Annotated in this window: 15 protein-coding genes and 2 pseudogenes; 7 read left to right on the top strand and 10 right to left on the bottom strand. The window is 63.8% G+C overall.

The annotated features are described in order from the left end of the window. Positions 1-474: 474 nt before the first annotated feature. Positions 475-660, bottom strand: a complete 186-nt coding sequence (locus RUR_RS36770) for a hypothetical protein (RefSeq protein WP_428846987.1) — start codon at positions 658-660, stop codon at positions 475-477. 164 nt (positions 661-824) lie between these two features. Between RUR_RS36770 and RUR_RS09640 the strand changes: the two are divergent. The 4 genes and pseudogenes from RUR_RS09640 to RUR_RS09625 form a co-directional block, all read left to right on the top strand. Beyond that, positions 825-1,370: pseudogene (locus RUR_RS09640) on the top strand (transposase); the annotation flags it as partial. 222 nt (positions 1,371-1,592) lie between these two features. After that, positions 1,593-2,383 (top strand): IS5 family transposase gene (locus tag RUR_RS09635; RefSeq protein ID WP_283134603.1). Its coding sequence is split into 2 segments (ribosomal slippage): positions 1,593-1,929 and positions 1,929-2,383, totalling 792 coding nucleotides; the frame shifts between segments, so codons are not numbered across the junction. A 690-nt stretch (positions 2,384-3,073) separates the two neighbouring features. Continuing rightward, positions 3,074-3,388: a hypothetical protein gene (locus tag RUR_RS09630; RefSeq protein WP_283134602.1), complete on the top strand. Its 315-nt coding sequence runs from the start codon at positions 3,074-3,076 to the stop codon at positions 3,386-3,388. Between the two features lie 71 nt (positions 3,389-3,459). Next, on the top strand, positions 3,460-3,921 hold the full coding sequence (locus tag RUR_RS09625) for an NUDIX hydrolase (protein WP_283134601.1): 462 nt from the start codon (positions 3,460-3,462) through the stop codon (positions 3,919-3,921). Positions 3,922-3,966: 45 nt separating this feature from the next. On the opposite strand, the gene RUR_RS09620 is transcribed toward RUR_RS09625, so the two are convergent. The 5 genes from RUR_RS09620 to RUR_RS09600 all read right to left on the bottom strand — a co-directional run bounded on the left by RUR_RS09620 (position 3,967) and on the right by RUR_RS09600 (position 11,535). Then, positions 3,967-7,449, bottom strand: coding sequence for a P-loop domain-containing protein (locus RUR_RS09620; RefSeq protein WP_283134600.1), 3,483 nt, complete (start codon positions 7,447-7,449; stop codon positions 3,967-3,969). A gap of 25 nt (positions 7,450-7,474) precedes the next feature. Next, positions 7,475-7,831, bottom strand: a complete 357-nt coding sequence (locus tag RUR_RS09615; RefSeq protein ID WP_283134599.1) for a hypothetical protein — start codon at positions 7,829-7,831, stop codon at positions 7,475-7,477. A 416-nt stretch (positions 7,832-8,247) separates the two neighbouring features. After that, complete coding sequence (locus RUR_RS09610; RefSeq protein WP_283134598.1) at positions 8,248-9,429, bottom strand: hypothetical protein; 1,182 nt, start codon at positions 9,427-9,429, stop codon at positions 8,248-8,250. Continuing rightward, positions 9,426-10,190 (bottom strand): TIGR02391 family protein, encoded by a 765-nt coding sequence (locus tag RUR_RS09605; RefSeq protein ID WP_283134597.1) that lies wholly within the window; start codon positions 10,188-10,190, stop codon positions 9,426-9,428. Before RUR_RS09605 ends, RUR_RS09610 begins: the two co-directional genes overlap by 4 nt. Positions 10,191-10,584: 394 nt before the next feature. Then, positions 10,585-11,535, bottom strand: coding sequence for a hypothetical protein (locus tag RUR_RS09600; protein WP_283134596.1), 951 nt, complete (start codon positions 11,533-11,535; stop codon positions 10,585-10,587). 598 nt (positions 11,536-12,133) lie between these two features. Here RUR_RS09600 and RUR_RS09595 point away from each other — a divergent pair. The 3 genes and pseudogenes from RUR_RS09595 to RUR_RS09585 form a co-directional block, all read left to right on the top strand. Beyond that, positions 12,134-12,411, top strand: a pseudogene (locus RUR_RS09595) (transposase); the annotation flags it as partial. 230 nt (positions 12,412-12,641) lie between these two features. Further along, positions 12,642-12,836 carry a hypothetical protein gene (locus tag RUR_RS09590; protein ID WP_283134595.1) on the top strand — a complete coding sequence of 65 codons (195 nt, stop codon included), beginning with the start codon at positions 12,642-12,644 and terminating at the stop codon, positions 12,834-12,836. 234 nt (positions 12,837-13,070) lie between these two features. After that, positions 13,071-13,286, top strand: a complete 216-nt coding sequence (locus tag RUR_RS09585; protein ID WP_283134594.1) for a hypothetical protein — start codon at positions 13,071-13,073, stop codon at positions 13,284-13,286. A 16-nt stretch (positions 13,287-13,302) separates the two neighbouring features. Here the strand turns inward: RUR_RS09585 and RUR_RS09580 are convergent, their stop codons facing one another. The 4 genes from RUR_RS09580 to RUR_RS09565 all read right to left on the bottom strand — a co-directional run bounded on the left by RUR_RS09580 (position 13,303) and on the right by RUR_RS09565 (position 16,747). Then, positions 13,303-13,563, bottom strand: a complete 261-nt coding sequence (locus tag RUR_RS09580; protein ID WP_283134593.1) for a MazG nucleotide pyrophosphohydrolase domain-containing protein — start codon at positions 13,561-13,563, stop codon at positions 13,303-13,305. Positions 13,564-13,854: 291 nt separating this feature from the next. Beyond that, positions 13,855-14,850, bottom strand: coding sequence for a lactonase family protein (locus tag RUR_RS09575; protein WP_283134592.1), 996 nt, complete (start codon positions 14,848-14,850; stop codon positions 13,855-13,857). A 348-nt stretch (positions 14,851-15,198) separates the two neighbouring features. Then, entirely contained in the window at positions 15,199-16,146 is a 948-nt protein-coding gene (locus tag RUR_RS09570; RefSeq protein ID WP_283134591.1) for a sugar kinase, read from the bottom strand. Continuing rightward, positions 16,139-16,747 carry a bifunctional 4-hydroxy-2-oxoglutarate aldolase/2-dehydro-3-deoxy-phosphogluconate aldolase gene (locus tag RUR_RS09565; protein ID WP_283134590.1) on the bottom strand — a complete coding sequence of 203 codons (609 nt, stop codon included), beginning with the start codon at positions 16,745-16,747 and terminating at the stop codon, positions 16,139-16,141. The genes RUR_RS09570 and RUR_RS09565 overlap by 8 nt, the downstream gene beginning before the upstream one ends. Positions 16,748-16,752 lie beyond the last annotated feature (5 nt).

The raw sequence follows: 16,752 nt of genomic DNA, 5'->3' as shown, positions 1-16,752 counted from the left end.
GACACTGTGGCATCGGCACCCGGGAAAGACAAGAGTTCATGATTGCTAGAGGCGACATTTCCCACGAAAGGGGATTTGTCAGGCGAACAGTGGCGAACGCACACTCGACGGAGTCAGATGCGGAGAGTCCCGTACGGCCATCCGGCGGCCACCGCGAAGAAGCCGGAAACCCGATGACGCGGTACGGCCTCCGGCGGCTCGGACGCCGGTTCCCCGGAATCCAAGGGCCAGAGCCGTTCCATGGAGACTGAAGTTCCCTGGGTTCATCCTGAGAGCCTTCAGTTCGCGTGAACTCCGGGATTTCCAAGGGTGCCTGCAGCAATCACAGAGAACCCCACGAATCTGTAGCTGACCTGCGGTGATATCGAGTCACGGCTTGTCGTTAAGAAGCTGTCACAAGTAACACGCGAGTGGGTGGATCTTCTGGGTGGTCGCGGGGTGTGGTCTTCGCCAGGGGCGTAGCAGCTGCCTCGGTCAGAGCAGGGTCTGCTCGTGGTCGGGCAGGTCGAAATGGGCAACCAAGTCAGCGTCGATGAGACCGGTTGCGATGATCAGCGCCTGCTCATACGAAGACTCGTGCTGAAATATGGAGCTGGCGGGATCGCGGCCGTCTTTGGCATGGGCCAGGCCGGTCAGATCGTAGTTGAGCTGGGCGAACACGCCTCCGTCGCGCCAGGTGGCGTAGTAGGTGCAGACGGTGCCGTGGGGCGGGAAGTCGTGCGGGAGGTAGACCAGGCGATCTCGGTCCGGTTTAGATACAAGATCGCGTTGAAGATGTCGCGCATGTCGGTGGGAGCGGGTGTCCCGGTGGGGCGCCGGTCGAGGCGAGCTTGCCGCCAGGCGGTCAGGGTGTACCCACGGGCTCGATCATCCACACCCAGGCGATCAAGACCTCCACCAACCCGCCCCTCGCCACCCAGGGTACGGACGCCGCAAAGAAGATCGTCGGACGCAAGCGTGGCATCGTCACCGACACACTCGGCCTACTGATCGTGACCGTCTGCGCCGCCTCGGTCTCGGAGAACCAAGCCGACATCCGCGTTCTCAACCAAGCCGGGACCGGTCACCCTACCATCACCCTGACCTGGGTCGACACCGGCTTCAAGCAACAGTTCGCCAACCACACCGTCACCTTGGGCATCCATGTCCGAGTCGTCCATCGCGATCCCGACACCTGCGGCTTCCACATCCTCCGGCGACGCGGGGTGATCGAGCACACCCTCGGCTGGCTCATGCCCCACCGCTGTCTCGCCCGCGACTACGAGAGCGCGCTGGCCAGCTCCGAAGCCATGATCTACATCGCGATAATCGACAACACGAGCAAACGCATTACCGACGAAACCACACCAACCTGGCGCGGGACGCACTAGGACGAACAGCTATAAATTAAACGCCCTCCAGTAACATCCCTGGACGTCGATGGACATCCCTAGAAGATGATCACCAGGAGAGTGTCCCTGAGCAGGTGTTTCGGTCAGCGGTGGACAATCTCGAACTGGCTACGAATACGAGGTCCCAACAAAATGATCTAGAGCCGTGCCCATGGCGCGGCTGGTCGTTGATCTTCGCGTGAAGAAGGGCGAGCAACTGCCGTGGATCGTGCGGACAGCCTGTGGGAGCGGATCGAGCCGCTGCTGCCGAAGGTGGAGCGGCGCCGACGCCATCCGGGCCGGAAACGGCTGGACGACCGGCTGGCGTTGCAGGGCGTCCTGTTCGTGCTCTACACCGCGATCCCGTGGGAGTTCCTGCCCCAGGAGCTGGGCTTCGGCTCGGGGATGACCTACCGGCGGCGGCTGCGGGACTGGCACGCGGCCGGTGTCTGGGACCGGTTGCACCGGTTGCTGCTCGCCGAGTTGCACGCCGCCGGCCGGCTCGACTGGTCCAAGGCGGTGATCGACAGCTCGCACGTCCGGGCGCTCAAGGGCGGCCCAAAACCGGTCCGAGCCCGGTCGACCGTGCCAAGCCGGGCTCGAAGCACCACGTCGTCACCGAGGGAGGCGGCATCCCCCTCGCCGTCTCCTTGACCGGCGGCAATCGCAACGACGTCACCCAGCTCATGCCCCTGATCAAGGCCATCCCGCCCATACGCGGCCGCGTCGGCCGACCGCGCAGGCGACCGGACCGCCTGTATGCCGACCGCGGCTATGACCACGACAAGTACCGCCGCCTGGTCCGGCGCACCGGCATCAAGCCCGTCATCGCCCCACGCGGCATCCCGCACGGCTCCGGCCTGGGCGTCCACCGATGGGTGGTGGAGCGGACGATCGCGCTCCTGCACTGGTTCCGCCGCCTGCGCATCCGCTGGGAGGTCCGCGACGACATCCACGAAGCGTTCATGAAGTTGGCCGCGGCGATCATCTGCTGGCGACGCCTCGTTCGCTGATCTTTCTGTTAGGACCTCTAAGGTCGCTTAGGGCTGAGGTCGTGACGATCGCCGACTTCGGTGCTCACCTTAGGGGCTCGGGCGATCGCTGCCGCAGCCCTCCTTCGTCGGGCCTTGCCATCGGATGGCGATGGCTGAGGTGGCGCGGGAGTTGACGCCCACAGTATGGGCATGGTTGGTCGGTGCAGGTGCTGGCCCGGCGGGCCCTGAAGTGGGATGAGGGGACTATCGCGCTCTGGAACCTCGAAGATCGTGCCATGCCAGCGGCTCGGGTGAGCCGGGATATCCAGTAACTTGCCCTAACCTCTTGAAAAGTGCATCGCCGTGAAGTCCACAACCGGAGGATGGAGTATGGCGATTGCAGGGAGAGTCCTGAGTGGGCCTGTTTGAGCTAATGCTTCAACAAGCATTCTCTTGGCTTTGGTGGCCTGGCCAGATTGCCAAATCCTTGCCGATAGCATAGCTAATGTATAATATTTTCCCCCGGATCTCGAGCGGGCAATACATTCAGTGCGAGCGAGATCTCCCGACTCTGCGGTAGCTTCCGACAATCTACCGAGTGCCACTCCTTGTCGATATGCGTGATCTATAAAAAGGACCACCTCTTCAGCGCTATTCATTAATCGAGCGAGCTATGCTCTCTGCTTGGTCCCCGGCATGTACCTACCCGTCTCTTACGTTCGGCTACTCTTGAAGGACGACTGCACGCGCGGCGTCCAAGCTGGAAGCCAAGCACGGCTCCTCGGTTACGAACAGGTAGAGCGCTATCTGATCAACACGCAATTCATCGAGCTGGTCAAGCACGGGCTGGCCGGCACGGTCGGCACCACCGCCGAGGAATTGCACTCTCTGGTGCAAGACCGCATCGAGAGGGGTCAGAGCATCGTTCTAGCTGCGGAGCGCAGTCGCGAATCGGTCCGCGCTCGCCAAAAACGCACTCGCAGCCGCGGCTCCAAGGCCAAGCGCTACATTCATACGGTGCACAACCCGGACTCTCTATTTTGACCGAATTTGTTGGAATAACTACAGGCAGGCGTCACAATGGTCCGCAGCGTCATGCCGGTAGAGTCTTAAGCATGGGCCGCCGGATCGACTTCTACGACGACCCTGTCGCGCCCAGGCCCAACAGCCTGGTTCCCTCGGTGAACGTCGTGGTCACCAACGAGGCGGGCGAGATCCTAATGATCCGCCGCAACGGCAACTGGGCCATTCCCGGCAGTGCGATCGACCTCGGTGAGCCCCTGCCCGAGGCGGCGATTCGCGAGACGTTGGAGGAGACCGGAGTCAGGTGTGAGATCACCGGCCTCACCGGGACGTATACCGACCCTAAGCACGTGATCCTCTACATCAGCGACGGCGAGGCCCGGCAGGAGTTCTCTATCGTGCTGGCCGACCAGCGCCGCCCACGCACCCATGACGACCAGGCAAACAGGCAGACGATCAAGGGACGCAACAGACTACGGACCGGCAATTTGTGCCTGCCATCGCCGGTACTGGCCAGTGTGTGCCTTCGGTGGGGATCCGGTCCGGTGGAGTGAGCTCTTTGGGCGATCCTGCACCACCCAACTGGCAAAAGCAAAAACTTATGGCTGGGAGACATAGTCTGCGTTGTAGATAACTGCTTCTGGCGCCACCATGGCTACCGCTTTTAGTAGCGCGATTGGCTGTGTATTAGCCAGAACTGCCGCAAGGATCCGCCGAGAGTTATCGAGATCTGATCTCCCAAAAATAATCGTTAACGCTTCTGCCTGGATGGAAGGTTCTGAGATGGAACGGACAACGGCTTCAGCTTGGTCTAGGTCCTCGGACTGAACAAAAGCTTCCACCAAGTGGCTCAACGCCTTTGCCTGGATAGAGGGAACAATCGCAAGGGAACGAGTGATTTCTTCAGCCCTGTCTGTATTCCCAGTTCGAGTGAGGGCTTCCACCAAGTGGCCCAACGCTTTTGCCTGCGCGCGGGGACTGAAGATGGAACGAGCAGTGGATTCAGCCCAGTCGAAGTCTCCCGCTTGAGCAGCTGCCCTCACCACGCTACTCCATACCCAGGCCACTCCGTAAGGAAAGTCGATAGAGCGGGCGGCGGCTTCAGTGGCAACCGCAATCTGGCGGATTAGGTTTAAATCCCCGAGCTGGGCTAGGACTTCCGTCAGACTATTCAACGCCCAAACCCGTCCGGCGGGATCAGAGATTGAGTGCGCAGCAGCTTCAGCGGCGTCTGCAACCTGACGGACTCGATCTATATCACCGATCTGAATCAAGGTCATTACAAATCGGCTCAATGCCTGTGCTTGACAGTTGGGATCGGTGATGGAGCGTGCGATGGTCTCCGCCTCGTCCAATTCCCCAGCCTGAGTCAAGGCTGCTACCAGGTAGCTCAGCGCTGCAGCCTGCGAAGAGGGATCGGTGATGGAGTGTGCGATGGTCTCTGCCCTATTCAAGTCTCCAACTTCTGCGAGAGCCTTGACCAGGTGGCTCAGCGCCTTGGCTTGGGAGGTGGGGTCGGTGATTGACCGGGCGATAGTTTCAGCAGTCGCTGCAATCTGACGAGCTCGGTTCAGATCCCCGGCCTGAATCAAAGCTCCAACCAGGTGGCTCAGCGCCTTGGCTTGGGAGGTGGGGTCGGTGATTGACCGGGCGATAGTTTCAGCAGTCGCTGCAATCTGACGAGCTCGGTTCAGATCCCCGGCCTGAATCAAAGCTCCAACCAGGTGGCTCAGCGCCTTGGCTTGGGAGGTGGGGTCGGTGATTGACCGGGCGATAGTTTCAGCCTTGTCTAGGTCCCTTGCATGAGCGAGGGAGCCCACGAGGATGCTCAACACCTCTGCCTGGGAAGTGGGGTCGGTGATTGACCGGGCGATAGTTTCAGCCTTGTCTAGGTCCCTTGCATGAGCGAGGGAGCCCACGAGAATGCTCAGCGTCTCAGTCTGGAAAGAATGCGGTTCCTCTATCCTGTTTGATAGATCCAACATGGAGCGCGTGATGTTCTGGGCGGTGGCGGCAATTCGACGGACCCCCTCCTGTTCCCCGAGTTGGACCACAAGGTTCAGCAGCTGACACAGTGTGCGTACCTGCCAGTAAGGGGGTTCGACGGAGTTGGTGATGTCTTCCACCGCCGACGCGATCTCACGAGCACGGTCCAGATCCTCTATCCATACCCAAGCCCTCGCTACCTGGATCAACGCCCATGGTTGCGCGGCGGAGGAGGTTGTGGAGGAGGTTATGGAGTAGGCAATGGTTTCAGCGGTGGCGGCAGTCTCACGGGCTCGATCCAGATCCCCGACCTTAGCCAAAGCCCCTGCCAAGTAACTCAATACCAGTACCTGCCCAGAGCGCTCAGTGACGGAGCGAGCGATGCTCATGGCCTGGTCCAAATCTTCAGCGTCGACCAGAGCCGCCACCAACAAGCCCAACACGCCTGCCTGTGCAGAGTGGTCGGTGATGGAGTGGGCGATGCGCATTGCCTGGTCCAAATCTTTAGCGTCGACTAGGGCCTCCACCAACAATCCCAACGCCTTTGCCCGCTCAGTTGGGTGTGAAATAGAAAGTGCGCTGGTTTCAGCAGTTGCAGCAATATGACGGATCCGACTCAGATCTCCGGTATTAGCAAAGGCTTCCACTAGATAACTCAGCGCCTTTACTTGCTCAGATGGATCAGCAATGGAGCGAGCGAGTGCTTCAGCGCGATTGGGATTCCCTAAATAGGCCCAGGCAGCGGGTAGATGGGGCGGAATGTTGCTATTGCGTCTGATGAGGCGATCGCGGGTGACAGCCACTTTCAGCATGGCGGTCAGGTCCGGGTGGTCCTGGTGGCAGATGAACTGCTGGACGGTGGTGATCTCGGCCAAGGCAGCGACGTCGCCCCCACTGATGTCCAGCATCCGATCCAGCCGCGCCCTATCAGTCGCGCACGCCACCATCCGATCCAGATCACCCACCGAACCCAGCAACCGGTGATAACCCCGCAACAGATATTCCGGCGTCTCGGCCGGCCACCCCCGATCCCGATAGCCCTGCGCCCACGCATGGATGCGGTCATGACATCCCGACAGCATCTGCGCCCCCAGCGACTCCACTGCGGCGGTGTGAAGCTCCTCATGCGCCAGCACGAACACCCGCGCCCCTGTACCCGGCCGCCACTGGCTCTCCAGACCAGTAAACGTCCGCCCCGACACCGCGTGCAACCACTTGCGCACCCCACCCACCGGCGCCCCGGTCAGCTCCGCCAGATCTCCGATGCTCAAACCACCACCGGCGGCCACCAACAAGCCCAACAGGTCACGACCGGCAGTATCCCCATGCAGCACATGCTCCAGCTCACGCTCAGCGTCATCACGGATAACCTGCGCCGCAGCCGACGGCGTCAACGCCCGCACGATCCGCGCGTCCCGTAACGGATGTCCCACCGGCACATCTGAGGGCACCGGGGGATTGGGCCGCCCGGCCACCACCACCCGCAACCCCTCCGCCACCACCGGCGGCAGCAACGCTGCAATGCTGTGCGCCCCCGGCCCGACCGTCACCCCCCGGTCCTCATCCAGCCCATCCACCACCAACACCAGCCGCTCACCCGCCCCCGCACACGCGCGAGCGGCCTCCTTCAACAACCGGTTGAACCATCCCTGCTGCGTCGACGCCCCCAGCAACGGCGGCAGCGATTGCCCCAGCAGCTCCGCCAACTGCGGCAACACCACATCCAAGAACGCCTGACGATCACTCTGCCCCGCATACCGTGCCGTGATGAAGAACGACACCACCCGCACCCCCGCCGGAGGATGCAACACCAGCGTCGCCATCAACGCCGACTTACCCGCCCAGGCAGGCCCCTGCCACCACACATAACCCGGCCCGCCCTCACCCGAGCAGAACGCCGCCAGCTCGGCCAGCTCCGCAGAGCGGCCCTCCAACGTCCACGGGAAGATCTGCTCAACCTGTTCCAGGTACGCCGACCGCGCCACCGGCTCCCGATAGACATCCCCGATATGGATACCTGTGTTGGCATACCCGCCGGACTCGGCCGACGCCGCCCCGCTCTCTCGGACACCGCCCTTCCAGCGCCCGCCGTCCATACCCGCGCCCGCCCTTCGAACGGCGTCAGCTCAACCGGATACCGGAGTTGGCATCGCCCTCACCCGACGCCCTGGCATCCCCGCTCCCGTCCACCACCAAATCTCCAGGCACAGCTACGGACTTGCCCACCACACCGGTGTTCGCATCCCCTGCCCCCGAAGCCGTCGCCGCCCCCGTCTTCCTGACACGCACCCGGCCGCCACCGGCCGAGACCGCCGTCCAGCCCACCCATACCGCCACCCCGACCGCCGCCAGCCCCGCCAGCGCCGACACCGCCGTCGCGACCTTGTTTGCGCTCTCCCAGCGCAGCCAGACCAGCATCACGGCTACACCGGCCACCAGCACAGCCGTTCCCACCAGAACCCACCGTCGAGCCGTCATCCTCGTATTGTCCTCCCACAGAGCGTGACAAGGCACAGCAATTCAGATATCGGCCGCCGTGAGATCGCAAGAGGCTGCCACGCCGCGTCCGGTGCTCGGGCCTGGCGGCCCTGCGCTCCGGGTCGGCTTGCCATCGGATGACTATGGCTGAGGTAATAGCAGTGCTGACAACAACGCCCCCACACGTCGAGGCATCCGCGTCACCGTCCACACGCGCCTGACCATGGTTTCGATCAGCCAAGCAGGGTGATTGCTCCGCCTAAAATGCGGATGGTCATCCTGCTAACGACCCCACTGAACGGATGCGGGTCATGCGCGGGAGACTTCGTAGGTGGCACAGGCTATACGAACCGTTTACGCAGCTCAAAGCTCATAAGGTGGCTGTACAGCCACCGCTCTCCTAATGCGGTGCCCTCTCAGAACTGTTTCATAAGTGACTGGATGCTGCGGTGAATTTTATTCGCTCTGCCTAGGCGTCGTGCTGCGTTTCCAATGTGGGCAGCATGTGAGCGCTCACCCACAACGTAGTCGCAGTAGCCGGCCGCGGCGGTCAGGTATGTCATGTCGATGAGGTCATTGTCTGCCCAGTGCAGCTTGCCGTCGGAGAGCTTCTCATGGAGAACCTCCCGGAAAAGGCCCAACGTTGGCATGGTAGGTAGGTCTTTCTCGCTGTGGTTGAGCACCCAGTCGGACATTTCCGCAGGTGTGACGTCAGCTCGGTGTGCCTCCTCAGGAAACTCTAGTCCGAGGTCAGCGATGAATCGTGCATGCGTCCGCTTCCGCTTCACCTCCTTGCCAGTCGGGTTGTTCCGCAAGAACGTCGCGAACTGCTGAAGGCCGACTGCCCACCCAGAGGAAGGAGTCGTTGGGACATGTTCTGCGTCGAGGAGCGTATCGATGGTTCCGCCGATGCAGCGGATGGCATGAAGGACCCATTGAACTGGTGGAGGCAGGTCGGGGCCAACACTGGGGAGCGTGCTGTCTCGACCCAAGTAAACGGCGTTCGGTTCGAGAGTGATGGCCGCAGGTGGAATGAGGCAGCGTCGGCGATAGCGGATCGTCAATGCTTGCCGCAGTTCAAATCGGCGCAAGTCGAGTGGATCGCGTAGTTGCCAGCCGCCTGAAAGCTGGGCAATTGTGAGCGCTCGCTGGTAGCGCTGTTCATGGTTGACCTGCTTGGCCGTTTCAGCCATATGCGCCGCGGACATGGGTAGAAGTACTTCGCGAGCCTTCGCGAATTCGATGAGCTGTGTCGCTGCGCTGCGCTCGTGCTCATTCTGGACACGATCTGGCTGGTGGATCGTATTGGTGAGGGTGCTCCAGTGGTTCTGATCTAGGTAGATCGCCGGTCGTCCGCGCAAGGGCGCGAGGTCCGTGGGCTGCGGGAGGTCAACAACGATGTCATGTCCACGTGTGGTGCGGAGTTTCAGTTGATATGACTGCGGAAGGAAGATCATGGAGGCAACCGCACTGGTGAGTTCAAACGGGGTGCGCCCCAACGATGAACGTATGCATTGTCCATCCACGAGGACGATCGAGATGGTTCCGTCGTCCTCAAGCTGCATCGCCGAGATACCCGCCCAGATCGAGGTAGTCACGAAGAGTTCACAACATCCGATCGGTCAATAAGGTGCGCCACATAGCTCAGTACGGCCAACATCTCGATGGCCTCGCGAGGACTCGGGTCGGGCCAGCCGGGATGAGATACGAGGTTGCGCACGCCCATGAACGCACCACGAACCAGCGCAGCAGCACCTTCATGCGCTGACTTCCACGTCTTCGAGGTAGGGTCGACATCGCGAAGCCGAAGACGAGGTGATCCTATTGTAGGATCGTTGATCGAGAATAGGATGGCGAGATTCTCACCCGACAAGCCAGGCCCAGCTATGCGCTGCAAGAGCCCTTCGAGTGCCGTTGCGGCGGTCTGGACCGCTGGGCGGACATAACCATCGTCCCACAGCTTCGCAGCCGCGCTCCAGATGTTCGGATGTAATTCAGAGGCCACGAGCCGAGGCCCGATAGGCCCCACTATCTCGGCCAATTCCTCCCGTTGAGCCAGGATGGCAACCGCCTCGACTATCGCGACGCGCGCTTGCGTGAATGGATGGCCTCCGTAAAGGCCCTCCTCGTGTTCAACGACCTTCGCCGCCAGCTCCTTCTCGCCCATCACTGTGATCACATCGTGGGCCAGCTTCGTCCTTGTTCGGACCTCATCAATGAGCGCATCCACTTGTGAAGCAAGCTCGGGTTGTTCCTGGTAAGGCGCCTGCTTACCCCACCGCCGTTCGTACAGCCCGCCCCAACGGTCGATGAGTTGAAGTACACCGACCAGGCGCTCATGCGCGAGAGCATCGTTCACGGCCGTGACACTACAGCGGGGGTACGACATTTCCGGGATCTCCGCTGACCGCGTAGGTAGCGGGCCCGGTGTTACATGTGAAATTCACTGGTACCCGGGCACTCATGATCAAGCGAAAGGTCAGCAAGTCGGAGTGCTCGCCGAGGAGTGCGGCACGCGCGTCATGCGGCCTGGAAGCCGGTCCCGGTCGACAGCGGGAACACGGGCCGCCCGCCGCACCGCCTACCCACCGCGTATAGCTTTCTGGCTGCACCTAAAGCACTCCGCCGTCTCCGTTCCTACCCGTTGGGAGGTCAATCATTATGTGAGGCTGAAAGCGCTCCTTGCCGCCGCCAAAAATGGGTGAATGATACGAGCTTCTTTGGGGTATGTATGGGGCGAAGCGCACTCTCGGTTACTGCATCCGAGGTGCCTTATCTTTGTCTAGACTGAGCCACCAGCGCCGCAGGGCTTCGCCAGCGATATACGCAAAGGTGTGCAGATACATCGGGAGTCGATGTGCTGGCCAGATGGCACCACCACTTGAGGCACTGTGGCCCGGGAACGCTTCGGTGGGCACACCATTGATATCAAAAAACGGTGGGCTACACAGTGGCTCAGGGAAAGGGATACCCCCATGAAGATCGCGGGAGCGATGATCGTAAAGCACATGTAGGGCAGGCTCTAGTTGCGTCCAGTCTATTTGGCCAAACTCAGGACGCTGCGCTGGTGGGTCTGGTGCATAATTGAGAATAAAATCGATCATCTTGCTCTCGGCCCCCAAGATTCGTGACAGAGACTTCGCCACAATTTGGAGGGCTTCGGGGTGCTTTCTTTCCAGCTTGTCATGCAAACCTTTATGCCGACGCTTAAGCTGCGCGACAGGGTCCGGCCGGACGCTAGAATCCCAATTATCGGCCGCAGCCTCTAGTGCACCAAACAGCTTGATCCAAGACATGCGAGGATCAAGGTCGGCCCACCAAAGCGCATCCGCGTATTGATGAGCCGCGCGCATGACCGCAACTGCATCATGCGCAGGGAAGCGAGCGAACACGTTCAGATAATGCTCGCTATCATGCAGATTCGCATCGTTAGCGACCCGGGGAAGTAGCTGCCGGCTGCGAGGCATACTTAGCGTTGGCGGATAGTGGTCTAGAGCAAGAGGTGAGCCCAGTGGGTCATCCTCGAAAGCATGGCGAATAACGCCTCCAGAACGGATGCGCTGGGCGATTGCTAAAGCCAACAACGAAGCCATCTGCTGACCAAGGTCACCCCCAGCGTAGGCATCGATCTCCTGCTCTTCAGGGTCTCCCAGCCCAGGCTTCGGATCTAGGAGATGATCGTGTGCCCGTAGCACAAGCACCATGCGCGATCTACCAGGGGCGGGCAGTCCTTCCGGGAACGCATGCATTACCCGATATGGACCAACAGCAAGATTTCCCACTATATGGGTATCTGAATAGAGGCCGAACTCTTGCCAAAGCGGTTGAACGAGTGTCGTTTGAGTGCGGGAGCTTGTGCGCGCTGGCTGCCCAAAACGCTAAGCCTGCCAGTTAAGCCAGACATGGGGGCCGCGAAACGCTCTTTTTTCATCGACCGCAGGGCTGGTAGCAAGCTGCCCATCTAGAGGTCGGAGATCGTTTAGTGATTCTTCGGTCATGCGTGTCACGCTAGTAGAAGGCCTGGCAGTCAGCCAATGCTTTTTGGTCTGGTAAATTGTTTTCGTAGCCCCTTTCTCCAGATATCCTCTGAGAGGGTGTTCGGGGATGGCGTGTGGGCATGAGTCGCGTTGACAGTTGGGTGATACGTGAGCTTCGCGAGGTATCTCCTGGCATGGACGTCGGCTTCCCGGCGGGCTGATGTCCGTCTCGCGCTACAATCGGTCCCGGATTCCGTTTGGCGTAGGGATGTCATGGTTCCCGAGGCTGCGCGGCGGCCTGGAAGGGACAGCGTAAACGTCGGGTGTGCACCCTCGACGCAGCTACCCCTCCGACATCTCCGACGCCCCCTGGGCCTTGATCGAACCGACCCTCACCGCCTGGCGGCAGGCCCGGCTCGACCGCCGCCGACCGGCGCGCCCGCTCCCACCGATCTGCGGGACATCTTCAACGCGATCCTCTGTGTGAACCGTACCGGCATCGCCTAGGCCTACCTGCCGCATGGCTTCCCGCCCCACGGCACCGTCTACTCCTACTACGCCGCATGGCGCGACCAGGGCATCTTCGCCCAGCTCAGCCATGAGTATGGCGGCTGACCAGCCGTCTTCGCCTAGGTGGGTAAGGCAGGAGTGGCCGAGTTAGCGGAGTCGCCCTGGAGGGACCTGCGTCCAGGTTCAGGTGCTCAAATAGCGCAGTTCAGCAATCCTCCACCCGAGATCAGAGCGGCCAGCGGATTATGAGGCGATGCCCCGGTATCCCCTTTCTGAAGGGTTTCAGCCAGACGCCGAACGGGACGATCTTCGATTCCGCGCGGGTGGAGCAGCTGCGCAAGGGGCCGTTGGGCGACCTCGCCGACGTGGACGCCGCGTCAGTGCTGACCCGTCTGACCTGGGACGAGCTGCTGGAATACGGCACGGAGCGGAAGAACCTCCGGCTGGACATTGACGAGATCGCCGTCGCGTTGAGGGCTCTGCGTGCTGTCCTGGGGCGTCTGTGCTCTCAGTTGTAGAGGTCCCTGGCGAGCAAACCCGAGCAGGTCCTCTTCCCCGCCTACGCCCGGGCCCCCTCCTGCGAGAGGACACCATCCGCTGCCTTGCCCTCATCCCGCAGGTGTGCCTGCACTACGACCCGCAGACCCGCAGGCGGCAAGGACAGCATGCTGGGACGCGAGCGCATGGACTTCCTGCTGCTCCTGCCGCAAAGTGCCCGTGTCGTCCTGGAAGTCGACGGCCAGCAACACTAAGTGGACGGCATGGAGGCAGGCGCGGCCGCCATACCTCACCTGTGCTCCAAGATGGCCGCCGAAGACCGGGCGCTGCGGCTCAAGGGGTATGAGGTGGACCGGTTCGGCGGCTACGAACTGACCAGGAACGACCCTGCGGTCACCTCGATGCTTCAGGACTTCTTCGAAGCGCCTGCTCGGGCAGGTCAGCCCACTGCCTTCTTCAGGCTTTCATAGCGACAACGCCCCATTGTCATGTCCAAACACGAGTCTCGTTCACCTGCTCCTTGGCCCGCAGAGCTTCGGACAAGTCGACTCCCGCACGGTTGGCGATGGCCGCGACGTAGATGAGGACATCGGCGAGCTCGGCGCCGACGGTCCCCGTCGAACTGGTGGGATCGATCGACAAGGAGGTGTGCTTGCGTACGGCCTTGCACACCTCCCCGGTCTCCTCGCTGAGCTTCAGACACTGCTCGATAATGGTGCTATCGGAGAAGCCGCGTTCCTTCTCCATCTCCGCGACATAACGCTGGAGGGTCTCCAGAGACGGAGAGTGTGTGCTGGGAAGAGGCTGCATGGTGATCCCAACTGTGGCGGGTGGGAATGCCGTCACGCTAGCAGCACCACTTGCGGCGCTTCAGGCAAACCCGTGTTTGCCCGTGCAGGATGCGCACCTCCGCCGACGGGCGGCGACGTCGGGAGGGCGGCCAGGGAATGCCCACTTCGACGGCCGTCAGCAGGGCCGGCTCCTGGGCGATGTCGCGGTACGGCCTCCGGCGCCCGGACCCGGGAACGCGCGGACGTGTCAGGCGAAGAGGATCGAGCTCGCGCCCGGCAGCGGCAGAACCTGGCGAATCGTCGCCGTACCACCGCAGGCCGGCCACCCGAGGGCGGCAACTTCTCCCGAGCCGAGGTTGGCCGCGTACAGCCCGCCGGGTCCCAGGGTCAGGTCCCGCGGATGACGGCCGGTGCAGCCGAACTCGGCGAACCGCTGCACCTGGGGACCGCGGACCCGGAACACCGCCACGGTCTCCGGTCCCCGGTTGGCGACGATGCACAGCCTGCCGTCGTCGCTCAACCGGATCGCCGACGGGTAGCACCTCTCGCCTGAGTCCGACTCAGTGGACGGGACAGCGACGAGGACAGTTCCGGCGTCCAGGTCGACCACGGAGAGGGTGGCGTCCAGCTCACCGGCGACATAGGCGTACCGCCCGGTGATCTCCAGGTGCCGCGGCCCCGAACCCGCGGGCATCGCGATCTCCCCCAGCCCGTGGAGCCGGCCCGTGCCGGTGAGCCGGAACCGGTACACCAGATCGGTGCCGAGATCGGTCACCAGGACCTGATCACGATCACGGTCGAAGGCCACCATGTGCGCCCGGGACGCCCCCGGCCGGGTCTCGCCGAGCACGACGGTCTCCACCGGGTCGCCCAGCCCGCCTTCGGGGAGGATCGGCAGCACGGCAACCGAACCGCCGCCGTAGTTCGCCACCAGCACGAACCGCCCGGTGGGGTCGACGGCGAGATGGCACGGCCCGGCTCCCCCGGTGGATCGCGGCTCGCCGAGCGCGGTGAGCCCGCCCTGCCGTACGGCCCACGCGGCGACCCGCCCGTACCCGCTCTCGTCGACGGAGTACAGCACCCGGCCGTCCGGGCTCGCGGCGAGATAGGTCGGGTTCTGTCCCGGCACCGGGGTCACGCCCTCCGGTGTCATCCGCCCGTCCGCCAGGGAGAGCACATGGATCGCGCCGTCCCTCGCCTCGCCCGCCGCAGCCGCGACGTACATCGTGTGCCGCACATTCATCGGACCATTCTGACAGCGGAAGGCACCCAGATCGCCCTATCCCGCCCTTCCTCGGCAGCGGCCGCGACGTACGCCGTACCGGTCATCGGAGCGCCCTCCCACCGGGAATGCCGACGGGCCGCAGCCGACCGGCCGTTCGCCGTCCCCGGTGAGACCGGCGACGCCCCCCTCGGCCGAAGACGACGTCGCGCGCCGCGCCCGAGGCACGCTCCGGTCGCCGTACGTCACCCGGCCTCCAGGACAGCGTCCGGGTACGGTTCCACGCGGGCGAAGACCTGGGCGGGGCCCAAGATACGGCCACCTCTCCGGAGTCCCGCGATCCAGGGAACCGACGGGCCCGGCGTACCGTCAACGGAGTGCCGTTCCGCCGGGGAGACCGAGCAGGGGCAGCTCGGCGCGGGTGGGCAGGCCCTCCCAGTCCCCGGAGGCGGCGACGGCGAAGGCTCCGCAGGTGACGGCGCGGTCCAGCCGGCCGCGCGGTGGCAGTCCGTCCAGCAGCCCGGACAGGTACCCGGCGACGAAGGCGTCGCCCGCGCCGATCGGGTCGACGGCGACGACCGGCCTGGCGGGGAGGTCGATCCTCTCCTCCGGGGTGTAGACGGTCGCGCCGTCGGATCCTCGTTTGACCACGACCTGACCGGCCCGCCCGGCGAGCAGGGAGGCCACCCGGCTCGGCTCGTCGTGGCCCGGCGCGGCGAGGGCGAGCTCGTCCTCGGAGGCGATGACCAGGTCGGCCTGGGCGGCCACCTCGGTGAGCGTCCGGCGGGCCAGGTCCTCGGGCCAGAGGCGGCTGCGGTGGTTGACGTCCAGGCAGACCAGGGTTCCGGCGGCCTGGGCCAGGCCGATGGCGGTGCGCACCGCTTCCGCCGGTCCCGCACCGAGGGCGAGGGTCACCCCGGTGACGTGCAGAATCCGCGGCGGGCAGGTGGATCCGGCGAAGGCCTTCTCCACGTCGGGGACGCCGAGTCGGCTCCCGGCGGAGCCGAGCCGGTGGTAGTCGACCCGGACCACCCCGGCCAGGCGCTGTTCGAACACCACGATGCCGGTCGGCGCCGGGTCGGTCCGGATCGCGCGGATGTCCACGCCTTCGGCGCGCAGGGTCCGCCGGACGAGCTCGCCGAACTGGTCGGGGCCGACGGCACCGGTGTAGGCGACGTCATGCCCGAGCCGGGCCAGGCCGATCGCGACGTTGGCCTCGGCTCCGGCCACGCTCACCTGGGCGGTTCCGCCGAGCCGGATCTGCCCGCCGGCCCGCAGGCAGGCCATGGTCTCGCCGAGGGTGAGGACGTCAGGCATCGTGCCGTACCAGCCCTTCCCGCCACGCGGCGGTGAACGCGGCCGCACGCTGAGTGATCGTGTCCCAGCGGCGGTCGGCCACCAGTTCCTCGGAGACGAGTGCGCCGCCGACGCCGACCCCGGCGCAGCCGATCCGCGCGTAGCCCGCGACGTCCTCCCAGCGCACCCCGCCGGTGGGCAGCAGCGGCACGTCGTCAAGCGGTTCGCGGACGGCCCGCAGGTAGGCGGCGTCGCCGAGGGCGGAGACGGGGAACACCTTGACCACGGCCGCGCCGTGCCGCCAGGCCGTCTCGATCTCGGTGGGGGTGAGCGCGCCGCACGCGACCGGCACCCCGGCGTCCCGGGCCGCTTGGAGCACGTCCGGGACGGTGACCGGGGTGACCAGGAACCGGGCTCCGGCCTCGATCGCCGCCTGCGCGTCGGCGGCGGTGCGCACGGTTCCGGCTCCGGCGACCACGTCGTCGCGGGCGCTCCACCGGCGAATCGCGGCGAGCGCTCCGGGACTGGTCAGGGTGATCTCCGCAAGCCGGACACCACCGTCCCGGAGGGCGGTCACAATGGCGTCGTCGGGTTCGGTTTCGCGGAGGCGGGCGATGGCCACGACAC

The sequence above is a fragment of the Rhizohabitans arisaemae genome (assembly GCF_025996515.1).
In the GTDB taxonomy this organism is placed as follows: Bacteria; Actinomycetota; Actinomycetes; order Streptosporangiales; family Streptosporangiaceae; genus Rhizohabitans; species Rhizohabitans arisaemae.
Note: the sequence above shows the minus strand (reverse complement) of the source record. Positions and strands in the feature narration are given on the sequence as shown.

What these genes read in the sequence shown, in the direction of transcription:
- RUR_RS09625 (WP_283134601.1), top strand. Translation starts at nt 3,460, where the DNA reads ATGGGCCGCCGGATCGACTTCTACGACGACCCTGTCGCGCCCAGGCCC.
- RUR_RS09600 (WP_283134596.1), bottom strand. Translation starts at nt 11,535, where the DNA reads ATGGTGCTTGTGCTACGGGCACACGATCATCTCCTAGATCCGAAGCCT.
- RUR_RS09580 (WP_283134593.1), bottom strand. Translation starts at nt 13,563, where the DNA reads ATGGAGAAGGAACGCGGCTTCTCCGATAGCACCATTATCGAGCAGTGT.
- RUR_RS09575 (WP_283134592.1), bottom strand. Translation starts at nt 14,850, where the DNA reads ATGAATGTGCGGCACACGATGTACGTCGCGGCTGCGGCGGGCGAGGCG.
- RUR_RS09620 (WP_283134600.1), bottom strand. Translation starts at nt 7,449, where the DNA reads ATGGACGGCGGGCGCTGGAAGGGCGGTGTCCGAGAGAGCGGGGCGGCG.
- RUR_RS09615 (WP_283134599.1), bottom strand. Translation starts at nt 7,831, where the DNA reads ATGACGGCTCGACGGTGGGTTCTGGTGGGAACGGCTGTGCTGGTGGCC.
- RUR_RS09570 (WP_283134591.1), bottom strand. Translation starts at nt 16,146, where the DNA reads ATGCCTGACGTCCTCACCCTCGGCGAGACCATGGCCTGCCTGCGGGCC.